The organism is Pectobacterium atrosepticum (genome assembly GCA_019056595.1).
Lineage (GTDB): Bacteria > Pseudomonadota > Gammaproteobacteria > Enterobacterales > Enterobacteriaceae > Pectobacterium > Pectobacterium atrosepticum.
On record CP036163.1, the window covers coordinates 4,377,391 to 4,399,250 of the forward strand.

Sequence of the window (21,860 nt, forward strand, 5' to 3'; positions counted from 1 at the left end):
GTATTAAAGTAGTTCCGCATTGCGGGTCGTTAGCTCAGTCGGTAGAGCAGTTGACTTTTAATCAATTGGTCGCAGGTTCGAATCCTGCACGACCCACCATCTTCTAGGAATACAATTCCACACTACGTAATCTTCGCTTATCTTGTTATCCACATAGTGAACACCGTGACTTTTAATCAATTGGTCGCAGGTTCGAGCCTCGCGAAGCGAGACAGCAACGCGTCAGCGTTGACCCCGAAGGGGCGAAGCCGTAGGCTGAGTCATCCTGCACGACCCACCACTTCAGCAGTAAAATTCCTTCCCCAAATCAATCCACTTTAATCCATACAGAACGTATCGTGTCGATGAGATAAAACCCATTATCATTCCCTGCTCGTTAAGTCTTTGGAGTATATTAGGTCTTTACCCTCTCTATGGACTATATAACCCGTCAGGAACTGTTTTCTAATCCTATCGAGCAGGGATGGAGTCATTGCCACAGGGAAGCGCGTATAGCCCTGTTTAGGAAGATATATGATTGGTCCGTTGATTAATGGTGCCGCTATCTTGATTGGTAGTGGTCTGGGTATTGCTTTACGTCGCTTTATTCCTCAGCGGTTGCAGGATGGTCTGCCTCCCGCGTTTGCGATGGTATCGATTGCAATGGGGGTCACGCTGGTTGTTAAAGTCCAGCAACTGCCGGCGGTGGCTCTGGCTATCGTGATTGGTGTTGCGTTAGGCGAACTGCTACGCATGGAGTCCGGCGTCCAGTGGGCGGGTACGATGATTCAGAAAGGATTAAACCGCGTTCTGCCTGCACCAGAGCACCGCTTACCGCAGGATGTTTATTCGCAGAATTTTACCGCGTTAATCGTTCTGTTTTGCGCCAGTGGTACCGGCGTTGTCGGAGCATTGACTGAAGGGTTAACCGGTGATTATCAACTGCTGATTATCAAATCTGCTTTGGATATCTTTACCGCGCTGATTTTTTCCATCACGCTTGGCCTTGCTGTGATGTCGATTGCGATACCACAGATGATTGTCCAAGCGCTGTTGTTCTTCTCTGCCCAATTGATTATGCCCTTTATGACAGAGGTCACTATGGGCGACTTTTCTGCCTGTGGCGGGATTATCATGATTGCGGTAGGGCTGAGGATTGCGCAGATCAAATCATTTGCGGTAGTTAACTTTCTGCCTGCTTTGGTTCTGGTTATTCCTATCTCTCTGTACTGGCATCGGTTCTTCGCCTAAAGCGCAGCGCCTGATTAGCGGCTGATGATCGAAGGCATGTCGCCGCTAAAAATTTGTATCACCTCCTGATCGGTAAGCGGCACATTTTTGCTACATACATAAATATGCTTTCCTTGCGGGCTGATACTTTTGGCTAGCTCAATATAGCTGGCAAATTCTACCTGACTATGGCCACCTTCATTCATCTCCATGGCATGGATGATGACGTTGTGTGAGCAGAACAGATCGATCAGTCGTTTAGCCGCTACCTTGCGTGCAAGTCGATCCAATAGTTTCATCGCAGGAATCATCTGCCCGAGCAGTAAGCGCGTGGTTGTAAAAGGCACTTCTGATTGCTCGGTCAGCTCTTTTTTAGTGTCCACGTTTCTGACGGTCAGGGTATCGCGATATATTCTGATATAGAGGCTGGCCATGCCATTTCTCTCCTTGTCTCTCTCCAACTGATAATACGACCCACGCGTTTCACCTTATTATTTTAAGCATAGTAAACAAAGTGGTGGGTTTTTTGGAAAAAACACCGCGACTTTAGGGCGTGTTTTCGGTATTTTGTTTAGGATAAAAAACTCCGATGCTGATAGTAGACCAGTATCAGGTGTTACAATCCGAGTTGTCATCGTGGAAATCCATAATGAATATCCTTTTTGATAGCAATGAGACTATTTATCCCTTTCCGCCGAAGCCTAGACCCTTATCGGTTGATGCAAAACAGCACTATCGTAGCAGGATAAAGACGCTACTGCGGGAAAGAAACGCTGTCATGGTCGCGCACTATTATACCGATCCTGAAATTCAGGCGCTGGCTGAAGAAACGGGCGGCTGCGTAGCGGATTCGCTAGAAATGGCGCGATTTGGTAGCACTCATTCGGCATCGACGCTGCTGGTGGCGGGAGTCCGCTTTATGGGGGAAACCGCCAAGATACTCAATCCGGAAAAGACGATTCTGATGCCCACGCTGGAAGCTGAATGCTCGCTCGATCTCGGTTGCCCCATCGATGCGTTCAGCCGTTTTTGCGACGCGCATCCGGACAGGACCGTGGTGGTGTATGCCAATACTTCCGCGGCAGTAAAGGCGCGTGCAGATTGGGTTGTCACATCCAGCATCGCGGTAGAGTTGATCGAGCATCTGGATAGCCTGGGAGAAAAGATTATCTGGGCACCGGATCGCCATCTGGGGAGCTATGTACAAAAGCAGACGGGTGCAGATGTCTTGTGCTGGCAAGGTGCGTGCATTGTACATGACGAGTTTAAAACGCAGGCGCTGCAACGCATGAAGATTCTGTACCCCGATGCGGCAATTTTGGTTCATCCGGAGTCGCCGCAGAGCGTGGTAGAGATGGCTGACGCGGTTGGGTCAACCAGCCAGCTGATTCAAGCGGCGAAAACGCTGCCACAGCGTGAACTGATTGTCGCAACCGATCGCGGTATTTTCTACAAGATGCAGCAGGCCTGCCCGGAGAAAACATTGCTGGAAGCGCCGACCGCGGGCGAAGGGGCAACCTGTCGCAGCTGTGCGCACTGCCCATGGATGGCAATGAATGGACTGGAGGCGATTGCTAACGGTCTGGAGCAAGGTGGTCATGCCCATGAGATTCATGTTGATGCCGCTTTGCGAGAAGGCGCGCTAATCCCGTTGAATCGCATGCTGGATTTTGCTGCTTCGCTAAAATTACGTGTGAAAGGGAATGCCTGACGGAGATCCAAGGCAGCTTGATAGCAGTTTCTTACAATAATTGAGACAGGGTGGTGAGATGGATTTTTTTAGTACCAGTAATATTTTAATTCATATCCCTTTGGGCAAAGGGGGATACGACCTTTCCTGGATTGAGGCGATAGGTACGCTATTTGGCTTGCTGTGTATCTGGTTCGCGAGTCAGGAAAAAAATATCAACTATCTGTTTGGGTTGATTAACGTCACGCTGTTTGCCGTGATTTTTTTCCAGATTCAGCTGTACGCCAGCTTATTGCTACAAATTTTCTTCTTTGCCGCCAATATTTATGGCTGGTACGCCTGGACGCGTAAGACAGATGCACAGGAAGTCGAGTTACGCATTCGCTGGCTACCGGTGCAGAAACTCATTGGCTGGTCGGTAGCCTGCGTTGTCGCGATTGGCTTGATGACGTTCTACATCGATGCGGTGTTTGCCGTGCTAACGCGTATCGCTGTTTCCTGCATGCAGGGGCTTGGGTTGACGGTACAAATGCCGAACCTTCAGCCGGATGCATTCCCATTCTGGGATTCCACCATGATGGTGTTGTCGATTGTGGCGATGATCCTGATGACGCGTAAATACGTCGAGAACTGGCTGCTGTGGGTGGTGATTGATGTGATAAGCGTGGTGATTTTTGCTTATCAGGGCGTGTATGCGATGGCGGTAGAATACGCGATCCTGACGCTGATTGCCCTGAACGGCTCTTGGCTGTGGATTAAGAGCGCGAAGGAAAATCGCGTCAGCGCGGTTTCAAACGGCGTGTAATCCAAACTTAATGCTTGTGGTGATGGCCCTCTGCATCATGCTTTTCACCATCATGAATAGCCAGATGATGGTTTTCCTGATGAAAAGAGCAGTGGTCATCATCACAACGTTGATATTCCATCTGAATTGTCGCGTGTTCAATCTGGTAATGCTTCAGTAAGTATTCCTGAATACGTCTTAGCAGCGCATCGTGATCGTGAGGCGGCACCACCTGTGCATGCAGCGTCATCATAGGTTTTTCGCCAACCTGCCATAAATGAACATGGTGGATGTTCCTGACCTCGGGAATATTCAGCGTCACATCTTTCTGTAGTGCCTCAACGCTGAGCTGGCTCGGTGTGCCTTCCAACAGTTCGTGAATACTCTCTTTTAATAGCGCCCAGGCGCTACGCAACACCAGACATGACACCAAAATAGAGAGTATCGGGTCGATAGGCGTCCAGTTGGTATAAAGGATGATGATAGCGGCAGCAATCGCACCAACGGACCCTAATAGATCGCCCAGCACATGTAGGGCCGCCGCGCGGACGTTAATATTTTTTTCTTCGCTACCGTGGTGTAACAGCCAAAACGCCACGATGTTTGCCAGTAACCCGGCAATGGCGACAAGCAGCATCGGGACGCCAGCAACGGGTTGAGGGTCATAGAAGCGTTGAATCGCTTCCCAGAAGATAAAGGCAGTAATCAGTATCAACGTTAGCGCGTTCACAAAGGCGGCAAGGGTAGTGAGCCGCAGATAACCAAAGGTATGGCGCGCATTCGGTTTACGCTGTGCGAAACGCACGGCGACAAGCGCGACGAACAGCGCAGCGGCGTCGGTCAGCATATGGCCTGCATCCGCGAGCAGCGCCAGGGAGCCGGACAGCAGGCCACCAATGACCTCTGCCACCATAAACGTGGCGGTAATGATAAACGCGGCCAGCAGACGTTTACTGTTGCCTGATTCCGTGTGGCTGTGGTTGTGTGCCATAAATCATCCTGAGTTGCGGTTTTATCCCACTTTACTGAAACCCACAGAGAAAACCTATCCTGTGATTCTCCGACCCGTCAACTGGGCTATTTTCTGGTGAAAATAGGACGGATGCGGCATCTGAGAGCATTTGATCGCGTAAATTCCACTGATTTCAGCGCCCTGATAACACCAGCTTGACATATAATAATCAATCTTCAATATGAAAAATCCCGTTTCTCAGGCTGCCCGCTCTGGTGGGATGGCGCGTATTGGATGGGGCTAACATACCGTTTCGGAACCGATGGATTTATTTATGAATTACCAAAATGATGATTTAAGAATTAAAGAGATTAATGAACTTTTGCCGCCGGTTGCTTTGCTAGAAAAGTTTCCAGCCACGGAGAAGGCCGCGGAAACGGTATCGTTCGCGCGTACAGCCATCCATAAAATTCTTAACGGCAATGATGACCGCCTGCTGGTGGTGATTGGTCCTTGCTCGATCCACGACACGAAAGCCGCGAAAGAGTATGCCGCACGTCTGCTGACGCTGCGTAGCGAGCTGAGCGACGATCTGGAAGTGGTCATGCGGGTTTATTTTGAAAAACCACGCACCACGATTGGCTGGAAAGGGCTAATCAACGATCCGCACATGGATAATAGTTTCCAGATCAACGATGGTCTACGCATTGCGCGCCAGCTGCTGCTGGAAATTAACGATACCGGTTTACCTGCTGCGGGTGAATTCCTGGATATGATTACTCCGCAATACCTGGCGGATCTGATGAGCTGGGGCGCTATTGGCGCACGTACTACAGAATCTCAGGTACACCGTGAATTAGCGTCTGGCCTGTCATGTCCTGTGGGCTTTAAAAACGGCACTGACGGCACGATCAAAGTAGCGATTGATGCGATCAACGCAGCCAGTGCGCCGCACTGCTTCCTGTCTGTCACCAAATGGGGACATTCGGCTATCGTGAATACCAGTGGTAACAACGATTGCCACATCATTCTGCGTGGTGGTAAAACGCCGAACTATAGCGCTGAGCACGTTAAAGACGTGAAAATTGGCTTGGAAAAAGCGGGCCTGACACCGCAGGTCATGATCGATTTCAGCCATGCGAACAGCAGCAAGCAGTTCAAAAAGCAGATGGAAGTCTGTACTGATGTCTGTGGGCAGATCGCACAGGGTGAAAAAGCGATTATGGGCGTGATGGTGGAAAGCCATCTGGTTGAAGGCAACCAGAATCTGGAAAGCGGCGAACCTCTGGTTTATGGCCGTAGCGTTACCGATGCCTGTATTAGCTGGGAAGACACAGAATCACTGTTGCGCCAGTTAGCGTCTGCTGTACGAGAGCGCCGCAATAAGTAACATCGAATAGCGTGACAGATAGCGGACAATAAAAAACTCGGCGATTGCCGAGTTTTTCTCATTTCAAAGGTAAATTACTTCGCTTTACCCTGATTCGCTACTGCGGCAGCTTTTGCGGCGATTTCGTCCGCGTTGCCCAGGTAGTAACGTTTGATTGGCTTGAAGTTCTCGTCGAACTCATATACCAACGGCACGCCAGTTGGGATATTCAGTTCCAGAATTTCGTCTTCGCCCATGTTGTCCAGATATTTCACCAGTGCACGCAGTGAGTTACCGTGAGCTGCGACGATGACGCGCTCACCGCTCTTGATACGTGGCAGGATGGTTTCGGTCCAGTAAGGCACAACACGTTCGATGGTCAGCGCTAGGCTTTCAGTCTGTGGCAGCTCTTTGTCGCTCAGAGAAGCGTAACGCGGATCGTGGCCCGGGAAACGTTCGTCATCACGCGTCAACTCTGGAGGTGTGATTGCGAAACCACGGCGCCATTGTTTAACCTGCTCATCACCGTATTTCTCAGCGGTTTCTGCTTTGTTCAGACCCTGTAATGCACCGTAGTGGCGCTCATTCAGTTTCCAGGATTTCTCAACTGGCAACCAGGCTTGATCCAGCTCGTCCAGTACGCTCCACAGTGTGTGAATGGCACGTTTCAGCACGGAGGTATACGCGAAATCAAAGGCAAAACCTTCGTCTTTCAGCAACTGACCTGCGGCTTTGGCTTCTGAACGGCCCTTTTCGGACAGATCAACATCGTACCAGCCTGTGAAGCGGTTTTCGTTGTTCCACTGGCTCTCACCGTGTCTTACCAGTACTAGCTTAGTTACAGCCATAGCTAAACTCCTTCCTATCCTAAGATTTCTGTGATAACTGATTTCATTATAGGGGGGGAGAACGGTTATCGGCAATCGATAGTCGATGGCAGGCGTGATTTATCCGCAGGTTATTTGCGTAAAATCACGCTCTGGCTTTACCGTTTCAGCAAACCGGAATCTCCCTTGTGCAATAATAGATAAACCGCTGGAATCACCAGCATTGACAGCAGAGGGGCACTAACCATTCCGCCTATCATCGGCGCGGCGATCCGCTGCATTATTTCGGAGCCGCTACCGCCTCCCCACATGATGGGAAGCAGCCCCGCCATAATCGTTGCCACGGTCATCATTTTCGGTCGCACGCGCAGAACCGCCCCTTCGTGGATGGCATCCATTAGCTGCTGGCGCGAAAGCGCCTGACCCGCCACGCGGTGCTTTTCTACCGCATGGTTAAGGTACAGCAGCATGATGACGCCAAATTCCGCCGACACACCTGCCAGTGCAATAAAGCCCACCGCACCGGCGACAGAAAGATTATAGCCGAGGATATAGAGTAGCCAGACGCCGCCAATGAGCGCGAAGGGTAAGGTTGCCATAATCAGCAGTGCATCTTTGATGCGGTTGAAGGTGATATACAGCAGCACAAAAATGATCAGCAGCGTAAAGGGCACGACAACTTTCATTTTCTCCGTGGCGCGCTCCAGATATTCAAACTGACCGGACCAGCTTAACGACACGCCCTCTGGCAGCGTGATCTGCTGGGCGACGGCCTGCTGCATGTCGTCAACGGCGGATTTCAGGTCGCGACCGCGTAGATCGACATAAATCCAGTCCGACAGTCGACTGTTTTCGCTTTTCAGCATGGGCGGCCCTTCGCTGACGCGAACATCGGCCAGTTCTGCCAGCGTGACTCTGCTGCCATTGGCCGTCACGATGGGCAGGTCGCGCAATTTTTGCAGCGAATCGCGTAACTCACGTGGGTAGCGGATGTTGATGGGATAACGCTGGCGGCCTTCAATGGTTTCGCCGATGTTTTGCCCACCGATTAGCGTAGCGACCACAGACTGAAGTTCTTCGACGGACACGCCATAGCGCGCGGCGCGTTGACGATCGATATCAATATCGATATAGCGCCCGCCCGCCAGCCTTTCCGCCAGCGCAGATGTCACACCCGGAACCTGTTTTACCACCTGCTCGATTTGCGCGGCGGTACGTTCGATATCCTCCAGATTGTTTCCGTTAACCTTAATGCCCACCGGACTTTTAATACCGGTGGCCAGCATGTCCAGACGGTTACGGATAGGGGGGACCCACACGTTGGCGATGCCCGGTAGGTTGACGGTACGATCCAATTCGGCAACCAGCTTGTCCATGGTCATGCCCTCACGCCACTGATCGCGTGGTTTCAGCCTGATCGTGCTTTCCAGCATGGTTAGTGGTGCAGGGTCAGTCGCCGTGTCGGCTCGGCCCGCTTTGCCGAAAACCGACTCGACTTCGGGCACGGTTTTAATCAACCTGTCCGTTTGTTGCAGCAGTCGGCCAGCTTCCCGTGCGGAGATGCCGGGCAGGGTAGAAGGCATATACAGCAGGTCGCCCTCATCCAGCGGCGGCATAAATTCGCTTCCCAAACGGCTGAGCGGAAATAGCGTCAGTAGCAATAGCAGGCCGGAAACCAGCAGCGTGGTCTTCGGGTAGCTCAGCACTTTTTGCAGTACGGGATGATAGAGCGCGATCAGCCAACGGTTAATCGGATTCGCCTGCTCGTCCGGTATTTTGCCGCGTACGAAATACCCCATTAACACCGGCACCAGCGTAATCCCTAATCCGGCGGCGACGGCCATGGCATAGGTTTTGGTAAAGGCCAGCGGTGAAAACATGCGACCTTCCTGCGCCTCCAGTGAGAACACCGGCACAAACGACAACGTAATGATTAGCAGACTGCAAAACAGCGCGGGACCCACTTCTACCGCCGCCCGTTCTGCCAACTGCCACCACTCGTTATTCTGCGGCTGTTTTCCTGGGTTTTCATGCCGCCACTGTTCAATGACTTTATGCATGTTCTCTATCATCACGATGGCAGCATCCACCATGGCACCGATGGCAATCGCGATACCGCCCAACGACATGATGTTAGCGTTCACCCCCTGATAACGCATGATGATAAAGGCCCCCAGAATCCCCAGCGGCAGGCTGATAATGGCCACCAGCGCCGAACGGAAGTGAAACAGGAACAGGGCGCAGATGACGGCGACGACGGCAAACTCTTCCAGTAGTTTGAAGCTAAGCGTGTCGATAGCGTGTTCAATCAGCTGCGAGCGATCGTAGGTTGGGACGATCTCCACGCCTGCTGGCAGGCTTTTTTGTATTTCCCGTAATCGTGCTTTGACGGCGTGCAGTGTATTCAGCGCGTTTTTTCCATAGCGCATAACGATAATGCCGCCAGCCACTTCGCCTTCGCCATTCAGTTCGGCGATGCCGCGCCGCATCTCCGGTCCTTCTCTGAGCGTGGCGACATCCTGCAATAGCACAGGAATACCGTTGCGGGTGGTAATCACCACGTGGTTAAAGTCTTGTGCAGTTTTCAGGTAACCGGTGGTTCGTACCATGTACTCGGCTTCACCCAACTCCAGCACGGAACCGCCATTTTCCTGATTCGCTGCCTGAACGGCAGTGACGATCTGCTGATGGGTGATGCCCTGCGTCCGCATGCGCTCTGGATCGACGACGATCTGATATTGTTTGACCATGCCGCCCACGCTGGCGACTTCCGCCACATCGGGAACGGTTTTCAGCTCATACTTCAACAGCCAATCCTGAAAGCCGCGCAGATCGGCCAGACTGTATTTGCCGCTGCGATCAACCAGTGCGTATTCGTAGATCCAGCCGACGCCGGTGGCATCCGGGCCGAGCGAGGTTTTGGCCTCGGCAGGCAGGCTGGATTGCACCTGACTGAGATATTCCAGTACGCGAGAGCGTGCCCAGTAAGGATCGGTGCCATCTTCAAACAGCACATAGACGTAGGCGTCACCGAACATGGAAAAGCCCCGTACCGTTTTGGCACCTGGTACAGAAAGCATGGTGGTCGTCAGCGGGTAGGTCACCTGATTTTCTACGACCTGTGGCGCTTTACCCGGATAGCTGACGCGAATGATGACCTGTACGTCAGACAAATCGGGCAGGGCATCCAGCGGCGTTTTTTGCAGAGAAAGCAGGCCCCACGTCGCCATGAACAGCGCCGCCAGTAGAACCAGCAGACGGTTTTTGAGCGACCAGCGAATCACGTAGGCAATCATGGGTGACCTCCATGTCCGGCATGCGGATCGTCAGCGGGTAAAAAATGCAGAACGTGAATCCCGCTATCGTCCATGTTGAACTGGAAACTGACAGTGCTACCGATCCCCACACCCTGTGGCAGCCCTGACGATGGCAGCGTGAAATCCATCGTCATTGGCGACCAATTGAGCGCCGGAACGGCTTCATGCTCAATGGTGACCTGATTGCCGTTTATTGCTTTGAGCACTCCCTGCGTTTGATAACCAACGGGAGCGGCGGGCGTTGCCGATGTTGTTGAGGATATCGATGTGTCAGCATCAAATTGTGGTAGGGCGCTGCGCAGGCTGGCTTCGGAGTCAATCAGGAATTGACCGGAGGTGACCACGTTGTCGCCTTCTTTCAGCCCATCAATGATTTCTACCCAGTCGCCCAACGATGCGCCCGCGGTGACGCGGCGCGGGGTGAAATGGCCGCTACCGTCGCTCAGCAAGACACGATTTTGGCTACCGCTGACTAACAAGGCTTCCTGTGGGATCGCCAGACGCGGTTGTGCCTGAGTGTGAGAGCGTTGGACCGTCAGGTACATGCCGGGTTTGAGCTGCTGTTGCGGGTTATCCAGCACGACGCGTGCTTTTAACGTGCGCGTAGTGCTATCCAACACGGGAAGCAGTTCGCTGATGCTGCCGTGGAAGGTTTTGCCCGGCCAGGCACTGCTGGTGGCGCTGATGTCGCTGCCGATCGTTAACTGTGCCGCCTGCGCCTCGGGATAATCGACATCTACCCACACTGGGTTCAGGCTGGCAAGCTCGAATAACGACTGGGCAGGGTTCAACTGCATGCCCTGCCGCACCTCCAGCTTATTAACGTAGCCATCTACCGGCGCGGTAATCGCAATCCTGTCTTGCGGTTTACCACTACGCTCAACCTGTCGAATAATGGCTTCCGGCATGAATAGTAGCGCCAATCGCTGGCGAGCCGATTGGGTCAGTATTTCGTCGTCCAGTTGCCGTACTGCCAGATATTCGCGCTGTGCCGCCGCCCAGGTTGGGTTCCACAACGTGGCGAGCGTCTCACCTTTCTTCACCTGCTGTTGCAGTGCATTGACCGTGAGTTTCTCGACAATGCCGCCGCTAGGCGCGACCAGCGTGTGTAATCCGCGTTCGTTGAGCACGACGGTGCCATAGCCTGTGGTGCGGTCGGCAAGTTCGCGCATTTCCGCACGGGCTGTGCGAACGCCAAGATTTTGCTGCTGACGCGCGCTGACGGTGATTCCGCCGTCTTCCTGCACGTCATCGGCATAGCGGGGAATCAATTCCATATCCATAAATGGCGATTTTCCCGGTTTGTCGAAACGCTTGTCCGGCACCATTGGGTCGTACCAATAGAGTACGGATCGTTCTGGCTCGGCCGTAGAAGGCGAGTGCGGTGTTTGCTGTTTGCCAACCAGATAGCCCACGCCACCTGCACTGAGAATAGCCAGCGTCATCAGGCTAAGCATCAGTGATTTTTTCATTACTATTTTAGTCATCGCGTAGGGCTTCCCTGTGGCGTTAGATAGCGGATAGCGGCCCAATATTGAGCCATTTCCCGTGCGGTATCCTGAACGGCAATCCGGCTTTCGAGCAGCGCCCGGCGGGCATCCAGTACGGTGGAAAGATTACTGCTGCCGGATTGATACTGAGCCTGAATCAGTTTGATGCGCTGCTGTTGGAGGGGAAGAATCTCGTTGTTCTGACGCTGCCAGCGTGACTGCGCGGCTTGATATTGAGCAATCAGCGTATCGAGTTGCGCCTGATGTTCTCGTTCGGTGAGCAATACTCTGTCGCGCGCCTCCATGCTGCGCGATACGTCTGCGGCGTAGTCCTTATCCTGACGCTTAGATTTGAACAGCGGCAGATCGACTGTCACCATCATGCCCGCCATGTCATCGTAATCATCTCCACGCTTCGCGTAATAGACTTCAACATCGACATTAGGGATGGCGGCAACGGCTGACTGTGCGGAACGAGCCTGAGCTAACTCGGCTTCTCGCTGTGCCTGTTGCATTTCTGGATGCTGATGAATGGTGTTGCTCAACACATCCGGTGAAGCAGGTAGCCGTTCAAAGCGGGGAAGCTCGCCGTTTACATTGATATCTGCAATGCCGGTAAGCTGTACCAGCCGGGCATGTGCGATGCGGGTATCCCGCTCGGCATCGGCCTGTTTGTCCTGCATCGTTGCCAACGTCAGGCGGGCATCCAGCACGCTACTCGCTTCACTACCTGCCGCCACACTTGCTTTTTGTGAGGCGATCTGTCGCTGACTTTCGGTGACCAGCGCTGTTACCTCGCTCAACGCTTTCTGTGAGAGCGCCAGATCCAGCCATGCCTGTGCCGTTTCCCGTTGCAGGCGAGCACGAATACTTTCGCTATTACTTTGCAGCGCATCGGCTTCTACCCGAATGGCCTGAGCTTTGCTATCACGCTTACGGCTGCTGACGTAGGTTTGCATGACGCCGATACGCTGCATAGTCATCCCTTCCCGCGTGAGTCGGCTACCGTTGTTGCCGCCCAATGGCAGGTTCTCGACGCCAAATTTTAGTTTAGGGTCGGGAAGCTGTGTGGCGGAGTCGGCCATGTTCTGTAGCGCATTAATCTGGTGTTGATTGGCTGACAGATCGGCGGAGTAACGTTCCGCTGCCTGTAAGGCCTGCTCAAGACTCAGATCTGCCGCAAAAACGGCGGCAGGCAGCCACAGCAACATCGCCAGACACACGCGCGTGGCGTCGTGTTTGGATAAGTTCATGATGTGCTCCGGTTAGGGTTGCTGTGGCGTAATCGCGGTCAGAGTGTAGCCGCTGTCATTCTGGACAAAGCTGAAAGTGACTGACGTGTTGACAGGGAGCGGCGTTATTTCGCCACTGGACGGCAGCGTGAATGCCATCGTCATGGCGGGCCATTTTAGATCGGCAACCGGGGCGTGAGAGAGCGTTACGCTATCGGCGTTCCACTGCTTAACAATCCCAGTTGTCTGATAAACGGCTGTGGCCGCAGGGGGATTGGTATGCATCATCGCGTGATGCTGGTGATCGTTTGCCCACGCGGGGATGGTGAAGGAGGATACGAAAAAAATCAGGCTGCTGAACATGGCCGAGTAAGTGATACGCATAAAAATAATCCCAATAAAAGTAATTGATAAACAAGATGTTGCGCCCGCTGGCGCAGGAGTTATCAATAACTTGGGTTATTCTCTGAATCGGCAGAAGCGGATCTCGGCCGGAGGGCCAGCCGCAGGAGGAGAGAACCAGGCATCGCATGCCTGCTTGATCGTCACAGGGTTATCAGCTAAAACCAGTTCACCGCTGACTGGCAGTGCTAATAATGCCAGTGAGCCGCTATCCTGCTTCACGCTATCCGGCACGCAGTGTTTTTCACACAACGGCGTTTGTTGGTCGGCAGCGTAAGACGCTTTAGCTGCATGATGCGCGTTAGACGATAACGGCTGAACGTCAGCCTGTTGCAGATGTACCTGATGCTGGATAGCGGGGGATGTCTGGCTGAGCGTCATGTCGCATTGATGACCTGCGATAGCCAGTTGTGCATTCAGGAAAAGCCAGCACAATACCAATAGCCATCCCCACCTGCCTTTATGGCGCAGATGATGAATGAGTAATGGAGACCGTGATGATGCGGACATGGCGTTTCCTTTTTGGACGTCATTGCAGTGTAAGCGCCTAAGCTGGAAGGGGGCAAGCGGGGAATGGCATAGTTTTGTAAAGTAGTTTTGTAAATTGGCAGATACTCATCTGCCAATGTTATCAACGAGTTAATTATATTTAATCGTGTGGTTACTGGATGAGAAATTGGTACGTGGTGTCCGAGCGATAGACTTTCCCCGGTTTCAGCCAGCAGTCGGGCTGCGGCCAGTCTGGATGATTCGGGCTGTCAGGCAGGAATTCGCTTTCCAGCGCGACACCGGCATAGTTTTCATACTGACCACCGTCTCGCGATGGTGTTCCGGTCAGAAAGTTACCGCTATAGAGCTGTAAGGCAGGAGCGCTGGTGAAAACGCTCATCAGCACGCGGCCATCGGATGACCACAAATTTGCAGCCGGGCTTTCGCTGGATCCACAGGTGCGATGCAATAAATAGGCGTGATCGTAGCCGCCAACAGCCATTTGATCGCTATCGCGTAGGAAATCTTCCTCCAGCGTTTTTGGCTGGCGGAAATCCATTCCGGTAGCGTTTACCTGCGTCAGATCGGCGTTAGGAATGCCCGCACTATTGACGGGTAAATAATAGTCGGCAAATAGCTGCAACTGGTGCTTACGTACATCAGTCACATCGCCATCAAGGTTGAAATATGCGTGATTGGTCAGGCAGACAGGGCAGGCTTTCTCCACGGTAGCCTGATACGCGATTTCTAACGAATTATGTTCGGTCAGCGCGTAGGTCACTTGCACATTAAGATGCCCTGGATACCCTTGATCGCCATCCGGTGAGTGCAATTGGTAAGTCACCTGCGTTGCATCCTGACTCGCAATTCGCCAGCGGCGGGCATGGAAGCCTTCCGGGCCACCGTGCAATTGATGCTCGTTCTGATTCGGAACCAGATGAAAGGTTTCGGTCTCTCGGGTTAATGTGGCTTTGGCTACGCGGTTGGCATAGCGGCCAATCGATGCACCGAGATAAGCGTTTTGTTGCGGATACTGTTGGGGCGATGCACAGCCCAATAGGACTTCGCGTATTTCACCCTCTGGCAGCGGTAGCTCACAGGAAAGCCAGGTTGCACCCCAGTCCATCAGGCATACACGCATGCCTGCGTGATTCTGCAAGGTCGTTAATTGAAACGGCTGACCATCTGGTGCCAGCGTGCCAAGACTTTCATTCAACATGACTTGCTCCTGTAGAGGCCCGACAAGATAGAGGGTGGCGATGCGTGTAATGCTGGGGAAGGCGGCAGAAATTAACTCAGCTTATCTTCCCCTTAATTTGTCACCTGGCGTAAAAAACGCAGTTATGCCTCTTCGTACCCATTAGGGTGGTTGGATTGCCAGCGCCAGGTATCCTGCGCCATTTCTTGCAATGAGCGCGTGACGCGCCAGTTAAGATCTTTCGCCGCACGTTCGGCATCTGCCCAATAAGCAGGCAGGTCGCCTTGGCGGCGTGGGGCAAAATGGTGAGCCAGCGGCTTACCACAGGCCTGACTAAAGGCTTCGACGACCTGCAATACACTGTAGCCTACGCCTGCACCCAGGTTATAAATATGTACGCCAGCACGATTTTGCAGGGTATTCATGGCGGCGATATGACCGTCAGCCAAATCGACGACGTGGATGTAATCGCGTACACCAGTACCGTCAACGGTAGGGTAGTCATTACCGAAGATCGCTAGTGAGTCGCGACGTCCTACAGCAACCTGAGCGATGTATGGCATCAGATTATTGGGAACACCCTGCGGATCTTCGCCCATCTCGCCAGAGGGATGGGCACCGACTGGGTTGAAATAACGCAACAGCGTAATACTCCATTCTGGTTCCGCATGCTGTAAGTCTTGCAGAATTTGCTCAACCATCAGCTTGCTACGGCCATAAGGGCTGGCTGGTTGTCCGGTCGGGAAACTTTCCTGATAAGGTGTGTGCGGTTGATCGCCATAAACGGTAGCGGAGGAGCTAAAAATCAAGCTTCTCACGCCTGCTTTCTTCATCGCTTCAACCAGCACGAGCGTACCGTAAACGTTATTGTCATAGTAGCTCAGGGGTTCACGCACCGATTCACCCACGGCTTTTAAGCCGGCAAAGTGGATGACGGAATCAATGGCGTGCTTAGCGAAAATATCGTCCAGCAGTGCGCTGTCGCGGATATCTCCCTGATAAAAAATGGGCGTCTTATCGGTTAGACGTGTAATGGTTTTAACGACGCTAGCCTTGCTGTTGCACAAGTTATCGAGAATGACGGGTGTGTGCCCAGCAGCCAGCAATTGTACGCAAGTATGACTTCCTATGTAACCGCTACCACCTGTGACAAGAACGTTCATAATGACCTCTATTACTGTAATGCTGCAAAATAACATGACTAGATGCTGATAAAGGTGATCTACAGCGAGAATCTGCCTATGTTATCGATGATTTTTTTACGAATAAATATAGTAAAGCGTAGGCTACAGTGTAAATGAGCCTGACTTTCTACTCTATATTTTATTTTGTGGTAGCGTTATCATCCCTATTTCCAGGTGTTATTTACATAATTCATCAATCTGGTAGCGATAGATGTCATTGTGTGGGACGAAAGTGAGCCGGTGTGTGATGCACTCGGGCGCGTCTTCTGCGTGGTGAGAGACAAAGAGTAGCTGCGTTTCTCCCTCGCCAATCAAGATATCCAGCCAGCGGCGAACCAGTTGGCGATTGAGCGGATCAAGCCCCTGTAGAGGTTCGTCAAGGATGAGCAGGGCAGGGTGTTTGACTAACGCGCGGGCAATCAGCGTCAGACGCTGCTGGCCCCAAGAGAGCGATTGAAACGGCGTATCGGCGATAGCGCCACTGAGCCCAAGCAGGATGAGCCACTGTTCGGTCAGGTGACGTTGACGATCGGAGACGGCCTGATAAATACCGATAGAGTCAAAAAAACCAGACAGGATGACGTTGCGTACGCTGGTGCTGACGCGGTAATCCAAATGCAAGCTGCTGCTAACGTAGCCGATGTGGCGCTTGATATCCCAGATGGTTTCACCGCTGCCGCGCTTACGGCCAAATAGGGTGAGATCATTGCTATAGCCTTGCGGGTGATCGCCGGTAATCAGGCTGAGCAGCGTCGATTTCCCTGCGCCATTTGGCCCGATAATCTGCCAATGCTGGCCGGGAAACACTTCCCATGTCAGCTCATGCAGAATGGGGCGATCGTTGTACTGCACCACGCCGTTGCGTAGCAGAATACGTGCTTCATCGGCGGGAAGTGTCACATGCCGTTGTGGATCTTCGGGTTCTGGCAGCGAACTTCCCGACAGTTTTTCGCTAAAAGCGAGCTGTGCCACCAGCGCTTCAGAGAGAATAGCTTTACGCTCACCAATGCGGGTCAGCGTACAGTCTGCCAGCACACCAATATGGTTGATAAAATCAGGGATGTCGTCAAACCGGTTCAGAATGAGTACCAGCGTATAGCCCGTGTCTACCAGTTTCCGTAGCTCATCAGCAAGCTGCTGGCGGGAGGTGACGTCCAGCCCATCAAAAGGCTCATCAAGGATCAGCAGATCGGGCTGAGGCATCAGTGCCTGACAAAGCATTGCCTTGCGTGTTTCCCCCGTCGAGAGGTACTTGAAGCGACGCTCTAGCAAATGCGCAATACCAAACTGGCATGCCAACTGTTGGCAACGTGTGGGATCGTTGAGGCTATCCTGAATCACTTCTGCCGTAGTGCGGCCGGTGTCATCTTCACCTTCACTCAGGAGATCGGTGTTATTGCGTTGCCACTCGTCGGAAACCAGCTTTTGCAATTGTTCAAACGACAGGCGAACAGGATGCTGAAACCTCGTTGTTCGTTCACCACTCAATAATGGCAGTTCGCCAGATAGCGCCCGCGCCAGTGCCGATTTACCACTTCCGTTGGCCCCGACAAAGGCCCAGCACTGGTTTTGTTCAAGCGTCAGTTCGTCCAAACGCAACATGCGGGTATCGCTGAGACGAAACAATCCTTGCGTGATTTTCAACAATGACATCTTCTCTCCTTCGTCAGTGGCCGATGGCCTGCTCTAGTGGTCTACAGCATTCAGCGTTATTAACAAAGCGTGGCGATGATGACTCGGTCGGCATGAAAACAGGCTTTCACGTCCATTCCCTGTTGCAGTTTTTGCTGTTCAAGCAAGGTATTTGGCACCATGGCGCACAAGGTCTCTCCCCCCGTCAACGTAATCAGAATTTCGCTGTTTTCCGCACCGTGCTGAATGGCCTGAATTTGCCCTGGCAAGACGTTATCAACGACAGGCGCGGTGGATGTGGCGGCGTACACATCGATCCACGGTGCTTTAATCAGGGCCAGCACCTCTTTCCCTTTCTGTAATTGCAGGCGCTCGGCGCTTTGTTGCGTAATCAGCGCGCTGATCGTTGTTTTACCATCGGCAAGTAAAATATCCAGATGTTGTTGCACCTGCTCTTCACCGCGTGCGAGCACGGTTCCAAAAAACTGATTACGTGCACTGGTTTGCAGAGAGAAACGCGCGATGGCTGCCAGCAGGCTATCCAACGGCAGCCCGTCTTCCTGTAAGACATCAAAAGCTTTTTGCTGAATCTGTGCGAGCAAATCATACAATTGAAGAAGGCGTTCGCCATAACGGGTGAGTTGCGCACCGCCGCCGCCTTTGCCGCCGGTCATGCGCTCGACGATGGTTTGCTCGGAAAGTTGGTTCATCTCATTGATGGCATCCCATGCGCTTTTGTAGCTAATTCCCGCCAGTTTGGCTCCCTGACTGATTGAACCGGTATGACGAATTTGCTTGAGCAATTCAATACGCCGCGGGTCGGCGAATAAACGCTGTTGGAGTTTCAGGGTGAGAAGAATTTCAGCCTGCATAGTGGGAGCACCGTCGGTGAGTTTAATTCTCTGTATTGTCGCTATTTTCTTCATCAGGGGCAAATCGCACAAATAGACGCACTATTTTCTCTTACTGCGGTAGACTAGATCACAATTACGACGATTTCGGTTTACGGTGAAATAGCGTACCAAAAGGGCTAGAGTAGCGGTAACCGTTGCAATAAGTGAGGTAAGCATGTTGGAGTTGTTGAAGAGCCTGCTGTTTGCAGTTGCCATGGTTCCTGTGATGATGGTGATTATCATGGGTGCGATTTATTGCCTGGGCGAAGTATTTAACGTGTTGTCCCGCATCGGTCATTCTGACGGTCAGCGCGCAAAGAATCAGCACTGATTCACGATCCTTTTCTATTTTGATGTCCGGCTTCTTGCCGGACATTTCTTTTCTACCTCCTAATATACCCCTAGATAATTCGAGTTTCAGGCAGGCGGCAAGAGAAGGAATCCCGATGAGCTTACTCAAGTAAGTGATTCGGGTGACTGAACGCAGCCAACGCACATGCAACTTGAAGTATGACGGGTGTATCTACCTCTTTAAAGCGCATGACACTTCTTCATAATTCGTTATATTATTATTTACACAACGATAATTGTCAGGAGACAAGAATGAAGCAGCAATGGTTAAAATGGTTCGCCGCATTGACACTCAGTGCAGGAATGGCGTTGCCCGCGGTGGCAGAAGATAAAGTCACGGTGTTCGCCGCGGCATCATTGACGAATGCGTTGCAGGAGATCGCTACGCAATATCAGAAAGAGAAAAACGTCGCTGTCGTGGCGTCTTATGCCTCATCTTCAACGCTGGCTCGCCAGATTGAGCAAGGTGCGCCTGCCGATCTGTTCATCTCCGCTGACCAACAGTGGATGGACTATGCGCAAGATAAAAACCTGATGGATATCGCTACGCGCCATACGCTGCTGGGCAATGAGCTGGTAGTGATTGCGCCGAAGGCGAGTGCGCAGAAAGAGATTAACATTGACGATAAAACGGACTGGAAAAGCCTGCTGAAAGACGGACGTCTGGCCGTTGGCGACCCCGATCATGTGCCTGCTGGGATCTATGCTAAGGAAGCGTTACAGAATCTGAAAGCCTGGGACGAGCTTTCCCCGCTGATGGCGCGAGCCAATAATGTGCGCGCAGCCATGGCGCTGGTGGAACGTGAAGAAGCCCCGCTCGGTATTGTTTATGGTTCTGATGCGGTTGCTAGCGATAAAGTTAAGGTCATCGGTACGTTCCCAGCGGCGAGCCACAAGCCTGTCGAATATCCGATGGCGATAGTGAAAGAGCATAAAAACGCTGCGGTTACCGGCTTTTATGACTATCTGAAAACACCTGAAGCGGCCGCAGTGTTTAAACGTTACGGCTTCGCGCCGCGTTAATGATGCTGAGCGATTACGAATGGCAGGCGGTTGAGCTGAGCCTCAAAGTTTCCGTTGTGGCTGTGGCGTGCAGCTTGCCGTTTGGGATACTGATGGCGTGGGTTTTGGTGCGCTGTCGGTTTCCCGGCAAATCACTGCTGGATAGCATTATCCATTTACCATTGGTGTTGCCACCCGTGGTCATTGGTTATTTGTTGCTGGTGGCGATGGGAAGACGCGGCGTAATCGGTTCCTGGCTTTATGACTGGTTCGGCTTCAGCTTTAGTTTTAGCTGGCGCGGTGCTGCGTTAGCGTCGGCGATTGTCGCGTTTCCGCTTATGGTTCGAGCGATCCGGCTGTCGCTTGATGCCGTCGATACGCATCTGGAACAAGCCGCCCGGACACTGGGTGCCTCACCTTGGCGCGTGTTTTTCACCATCACGTTACCGCTCTCTTTTCCTGGAATCGTGGTTGGAACCGTATTGGCGTTTGCTCGTTCGCTCGGCGAGTTTGGCGCGACCATTACGTTTGTCTCCAATATTCCCGGCGAAACCCGAACCATTCCACTGGCGATGTATACCCTGATTGAAACACCCGGAGCAGAAGCTGATGCAGCAAGGCTGTGCATCATTGCCATCGTCTTGTCGTTGGCTGCGCTGATGGCATCGGAGTGGCTAACAAACTGGAGCCGCAAGCGGTTGGGGGGATAATGCTGCAACTCGATTTTCATCAACAGCTGGGTAGCCTTGAACTCCACGTTCAGTCTGAACTGCCCGCCAACGGTATTACCGCTATTTTCGGTGTGTCTGGGGCAGGAAAAACCTCACTGATCAACGCTGTTGTTGGCCTGACCCGACCTGATGGCGGCCGGATTGTGCTCAATGACCATGTGCTGGTGGATACGCAGCAGCGTGTTTTCCTACCGCCAGAAAAACGACACATCGGTTATGTGTTTCAGGATGCTCGCCTGTTTCCGCATTATCGTGTACGCGGTAATTTGCGCTACGGCATGGCTGAAAAAATGGCATCGCAGTTCGATGACATCGTCAATTTACTGGGTATTGAGCATTTACTTAATCGCTACCCGCTGACGCTATCTGGCGGAGAAAAACAGCGCGTTGCGATTGGTCGGGCGTTGCTGACTGCGCCAGAATTGCTGCTCATGGATGAGCCGCTGGCATCGCTGGATCTGCCCAGAAAGCGTGAGCTGTTGCCCTATTTGGAACGGTTGGCGAAAGAGGTCAATATTCCTATTCTGTATGTCAGCCATAGTCTGGAAGAAATTGTCCGGTTAGCCGATCATGTTGTGGTGCTTGATAAAGGCAAGGTGAAAGCGCAGGGGCTGCTGGAAGAGGTGTGGGCCAGTAGCGCGTTACGCCCTTGGTTACCGAAAGATGAGCAGAGCAGCATTCTGAGTGTGCGCGTGTTAGCACAGCATGAGCATTACGCAATGACGGCATTGGCATTAGATGACCAGCAGGTATGGGTCGGAAAAGTCGAGCTGGCGCAGGATGCCGTATTGCGCATTCGCGTGAATGCCGCCGATGTCTCTCTGGTGCTACAGCCGCCGGAAAAAAGCAGTATCCGTAATGTGCTGCGTGCCAGCGTGGAGGAATGCATTGATGTCGACGGACAGGTTGAAGTGAAGCTGGCCGTCGGCCAGCAGACGCTGTGGTCCCGTATTACACCCTGGGCACGGGACGATCTCGCGCTTCATCCGGGGCAAATGCTCTATGCGCAGATTAAGAGTGTGTCTATTACGGCGTAAACACAGGCTGAGCGGTAAGGCAGTGTCCTGCATCGCTCGGTCTATTGCGTGGAACAGTCGATATTCTGTGA

General features: G+C 52.5%; 20 protein-coding genes, 1 tRNA gene and 1 other RNA gene. 10 read left to right on the top strand and 12 right to left on the bottom strand.

Translation table 11 applies throughout. The features are described from left to right. The first annotated feature begins 23 nt into the window (after window positions 1-23). From DCX48_20555 to DCX48_20565, 3 genes are all read left to right on the top strand, one after another. Window positions 24-99: transfer RNA gene (locus tag DCX48_20555), tRNA-Lys, on the top strand. Window positions 100-151: 52 nt separating this feature from the next. After that, window positions 152-280: non-coding RNA, RtT sRNA (locus tag DCX48_20560), on the top strand. 233 nt (window positions 281-513) lie between these two features. Then, complete coding sequence (locus DCX48_20565) at window positions 514-1,230, top strand: DUF554 domain-containing protein (GenBank protein QXE16694.1); 717 nt, start codon at window positions 514-516, stop codon at window positions 1,228-1,230. A 14-nt stretch (window positions 1,231-1,244) separates the two neighbouring features. Here the strand turns inward: DCX48_20565 and DCX48_20570 are convergent, their stop codons facing one another. Further along, window positions 1,245-1,643, bottom strand: coding sequence for a hypothetical protein (locus tag DCX48_20570; protein QXE16695.1), 399 nt, complete (start codon window positions 1,641-1,643; stop codon window positions 1,245-1,247). A 215-nt stretch (window positions 1,644-1,858) separates the two neighbouring features. On the opposite strand from DCX48_20570, the gene nadA reads away from it, so the two are divergent. After that, window positions 1,859-2,920 (top strand): quinolinate synthase NadA, encoded by a 1,062-nt coding sequence (gene nadA, locus DCX48_20575; GenBank protein ID QXE16696.1) that lies wholly within the window; start codon window positions 1,859-1,861, stop codon window positions 2,918-2,920. A gap of 58 nt (window positions 2,921-2,978) precedes the next feature. Then, the gene (locus DCX48_20580) at window positions 2,979-3,704 is read left to right on the top strand and encodes a nicotinamide riboside transporter PnuC (GenBank protein ID QXE16697.1); all 726 of its coding nucleotides are present in this window, start codon (window positions 2,979-2,981) and stop codon (window positions 3,702-3,704) included. A 7-nt stretch (window positions 3,705-3,711) separates the two neighbouring features. Here DCX48_20580 and DCX48_20585 read toward each other — a convergent pair whose 3' ends face one another. Continuing rightward, a complete protein-coding gene (locus tag DCX48_20585) occupies window positions 3,712-4,674 on the bottom strand; it encodes a zinc transporter ZitB (protein QXE16698.1) in 963 nt (320 codons plus the stop codon). Window positions 4,675-4,969: 295 nt separating this feature from the next. On the opposite strand from DCX48_20585, the gene aroG reads away from it, so the two are divergent. Beyond that, window positions 4,970-6,025: a 3-deoxy-7-phosphoheptulonate synthase AroG gene (gene aroG / locus DCX48_20590; protein ID QXE16699.1), complete on the top strand. Its 1,056-nt coding sequence runs from the start codon at window positions 4,970-4,972 to the stop codon at window positions 6,023-6,025. 74 nt (window positions 6,026-6,099) lie between these two features. On the opposite strand, the gene DCX48_20595 is transcribed toward aroG, so the two are convergent. From DCX48_20595 to modE, 10 genes are all read right to left on the bottom strand, one after another. After that, window positions 6,100-6,852 (bottom strand): 2,3-diphosphoglycerate-dependent phosphoglycerate mutase, encoded by a 753-nt coding sequence (locus DCX48_20595; GenBank protein ID QXE16700.1) that lies wholly within the window; start codon window positions 6,850-6,852, stop codon window positions 6,100-6,102. A 137-nt stretch (window positions 6,853-6,989) separates the two neighbouring features. Further along, window positions 6,990-10,127: an efflux RND transporter permease subunit gene (locus tag DCX48_20600; GenBank protein ID QXE16701.1), complete on the bottom strand. Its 3,138-nt coding sequence runs from the start codon at window positions 10,125-10,127 to the stop codon at window positions 6,990-6,992. Next, window positions 10,124-11,635 carry an efflux RND transporter periplasmic adaptor subunit gene (locus DCX48_20605; protein QXE16702.1) on the bottom strand — a complete coding sequence of 504 codons (1,512 nt, stop codon included), beginning with the start codon at window positions 11,633-11,635 and terminating at the stop codon, window positions 10,124-10,126. The genes DCX48_20600 and DCX48_20605 overlap by 4 nt, the downstream gene beginning before the upstream one ends. Next, window positions 11,632-12,891 (bottom strand): TolC family protein, encoded by a 1,260-nt coding sequence (locus tag DCX48_20610; GenBank protein ID QXE16703.1) that lies wholly within the window; start codon window positions 12,889-12,891, stop codon window positions 11,632-11,634. Before DCX48_20610 ends, DCX48_20605 begins: the two co-directional genes overlap by 4 nt. A gap of 12 nt (window positions 12,892-12,903) precedes the next feature. Further along, a complete protein-coding gene (locus DCX48_20615; GenBank protein ID QXE16704.1) occupies window positions 12,904-13,254 on the bottom strand; it encodes a copper-binding protein in 351 nt (116 codons plus the stop codon). 75 nt (window positions 13,255-13,329) lie between these two features. Then, complete coding sequence (locus DCX48_20620; protein ID QXE16705.1) at window positions 13,330-13,782, bottom strand: hypothetical protein; 453 nt, start codon at window positions 13,780-13,782, stop codon at window positions 13,330-13,332. A gap of 151 nt (window positions 13,783-13,933) precedes the next feature. After that, window positions 13,934-14,980, bottom strand: coding sequence for a galactose-1-epimerase (gene galM, locus DCX48_20625; GenBank protein ID QXE16706.1), 1,047 nt, complete (start codon window positions 14,978-14,980; stop codon window positions 13,934-13,936). Between the two features lie 122 nt (window positions 14,981-15,102). Next, window positions 15,103-16,122, bottom strand: a complete 1,020-nt coding sequence (gene galE, locus DCX48_20630; GenBank protein ID QXE16707.1) for a UDP-glucose 4-epimerase GalE — start codon at window positions 16,120-16,122, stop codon at window positions 15,103-15,105. Window positions 16,123-16,320: 198 nt separating this feature from the next. Beyond that, window positions 16,321-17,796: a molybdate ABC transporter ATP-binding protein ModF gene (gene modF / locus DCX48_20635; GenBank protein ID QXE16708.1), complete on the bottom strand. Its 1,476-nt coding sequence runs from the start codon at window positions 17,794-17,796 to the stop codon at window positions 16,321-16,323. A 59-nt stretch (window positions 17,797-17,855) separates the two neighbouring features. Further along, window positions 17,856-18,647, bottom strand: coding sequence for a molybdenum-dependent transcriptional regulator (gene modE, locus DCX48_20640; protein ID QXE16709.1), 792 nt, complete (start codon window positions 18,645-18,647; stop codon window positions 17,856-17,858). 196 nt (window positions 18,648-18,843) lie between these two features. Between modE and DCX48_20645 the strand changes: the two genes are divergently transcribed. From DCX48_20645 to modC, 4 genes are all read left to right on the top strand, one after another. Beyond that, on the top strand, window positions 18,844-18,999 hold the full coding sequence (locus DCX48_20645) for a multidrug efflux pump-associated protein, AcrZ family (GenBank protein QXE16710.1): 156 nt from the start codon (window positions 18,844-18,846) through the stop codon (window positions 18,997-18,999). 272 nt (window positions 19,000-19,271) lie between these two features. Then, complete coding sequence (locus DCX48_20650) at window positions 19,272-20,042, top strand: molybdate ABC transporter substrate-binding protein (protein QXE16711.1); 771 nt, start codon at window positions 19,272-19,274, stop codon at window positions 20,040-20,042. After that, window positions 20,042-20,731, top strand: a complete 690-nt coding sequence (locus DCX48_20655) for a molybdate ABC transporter permease subunit (GenBank protein QXE16712.1) — start codon at window positions 20,042-20,044, stop codon at window positions 20,729-20,731. Before DCX48_20650 ends, DCX48_20655 begins: the two co-directional genes overlap by 1 nt. Beyond that, entirely contained in the window at window positions 20,731-21,789 is a 1,059-nt protein-coding gene (modC, locus tag DCX48_20660; GenBank protein QXE17330.1) for a molybdenum ABC transporter ATP-binding protein ModC, read from the top strand. Before DCX48_20655 ends, modC begins: the two co-directional genes overlap by 1 nt. Window positions 21,790-21,860: the final 71 nt, after the last annotated feature.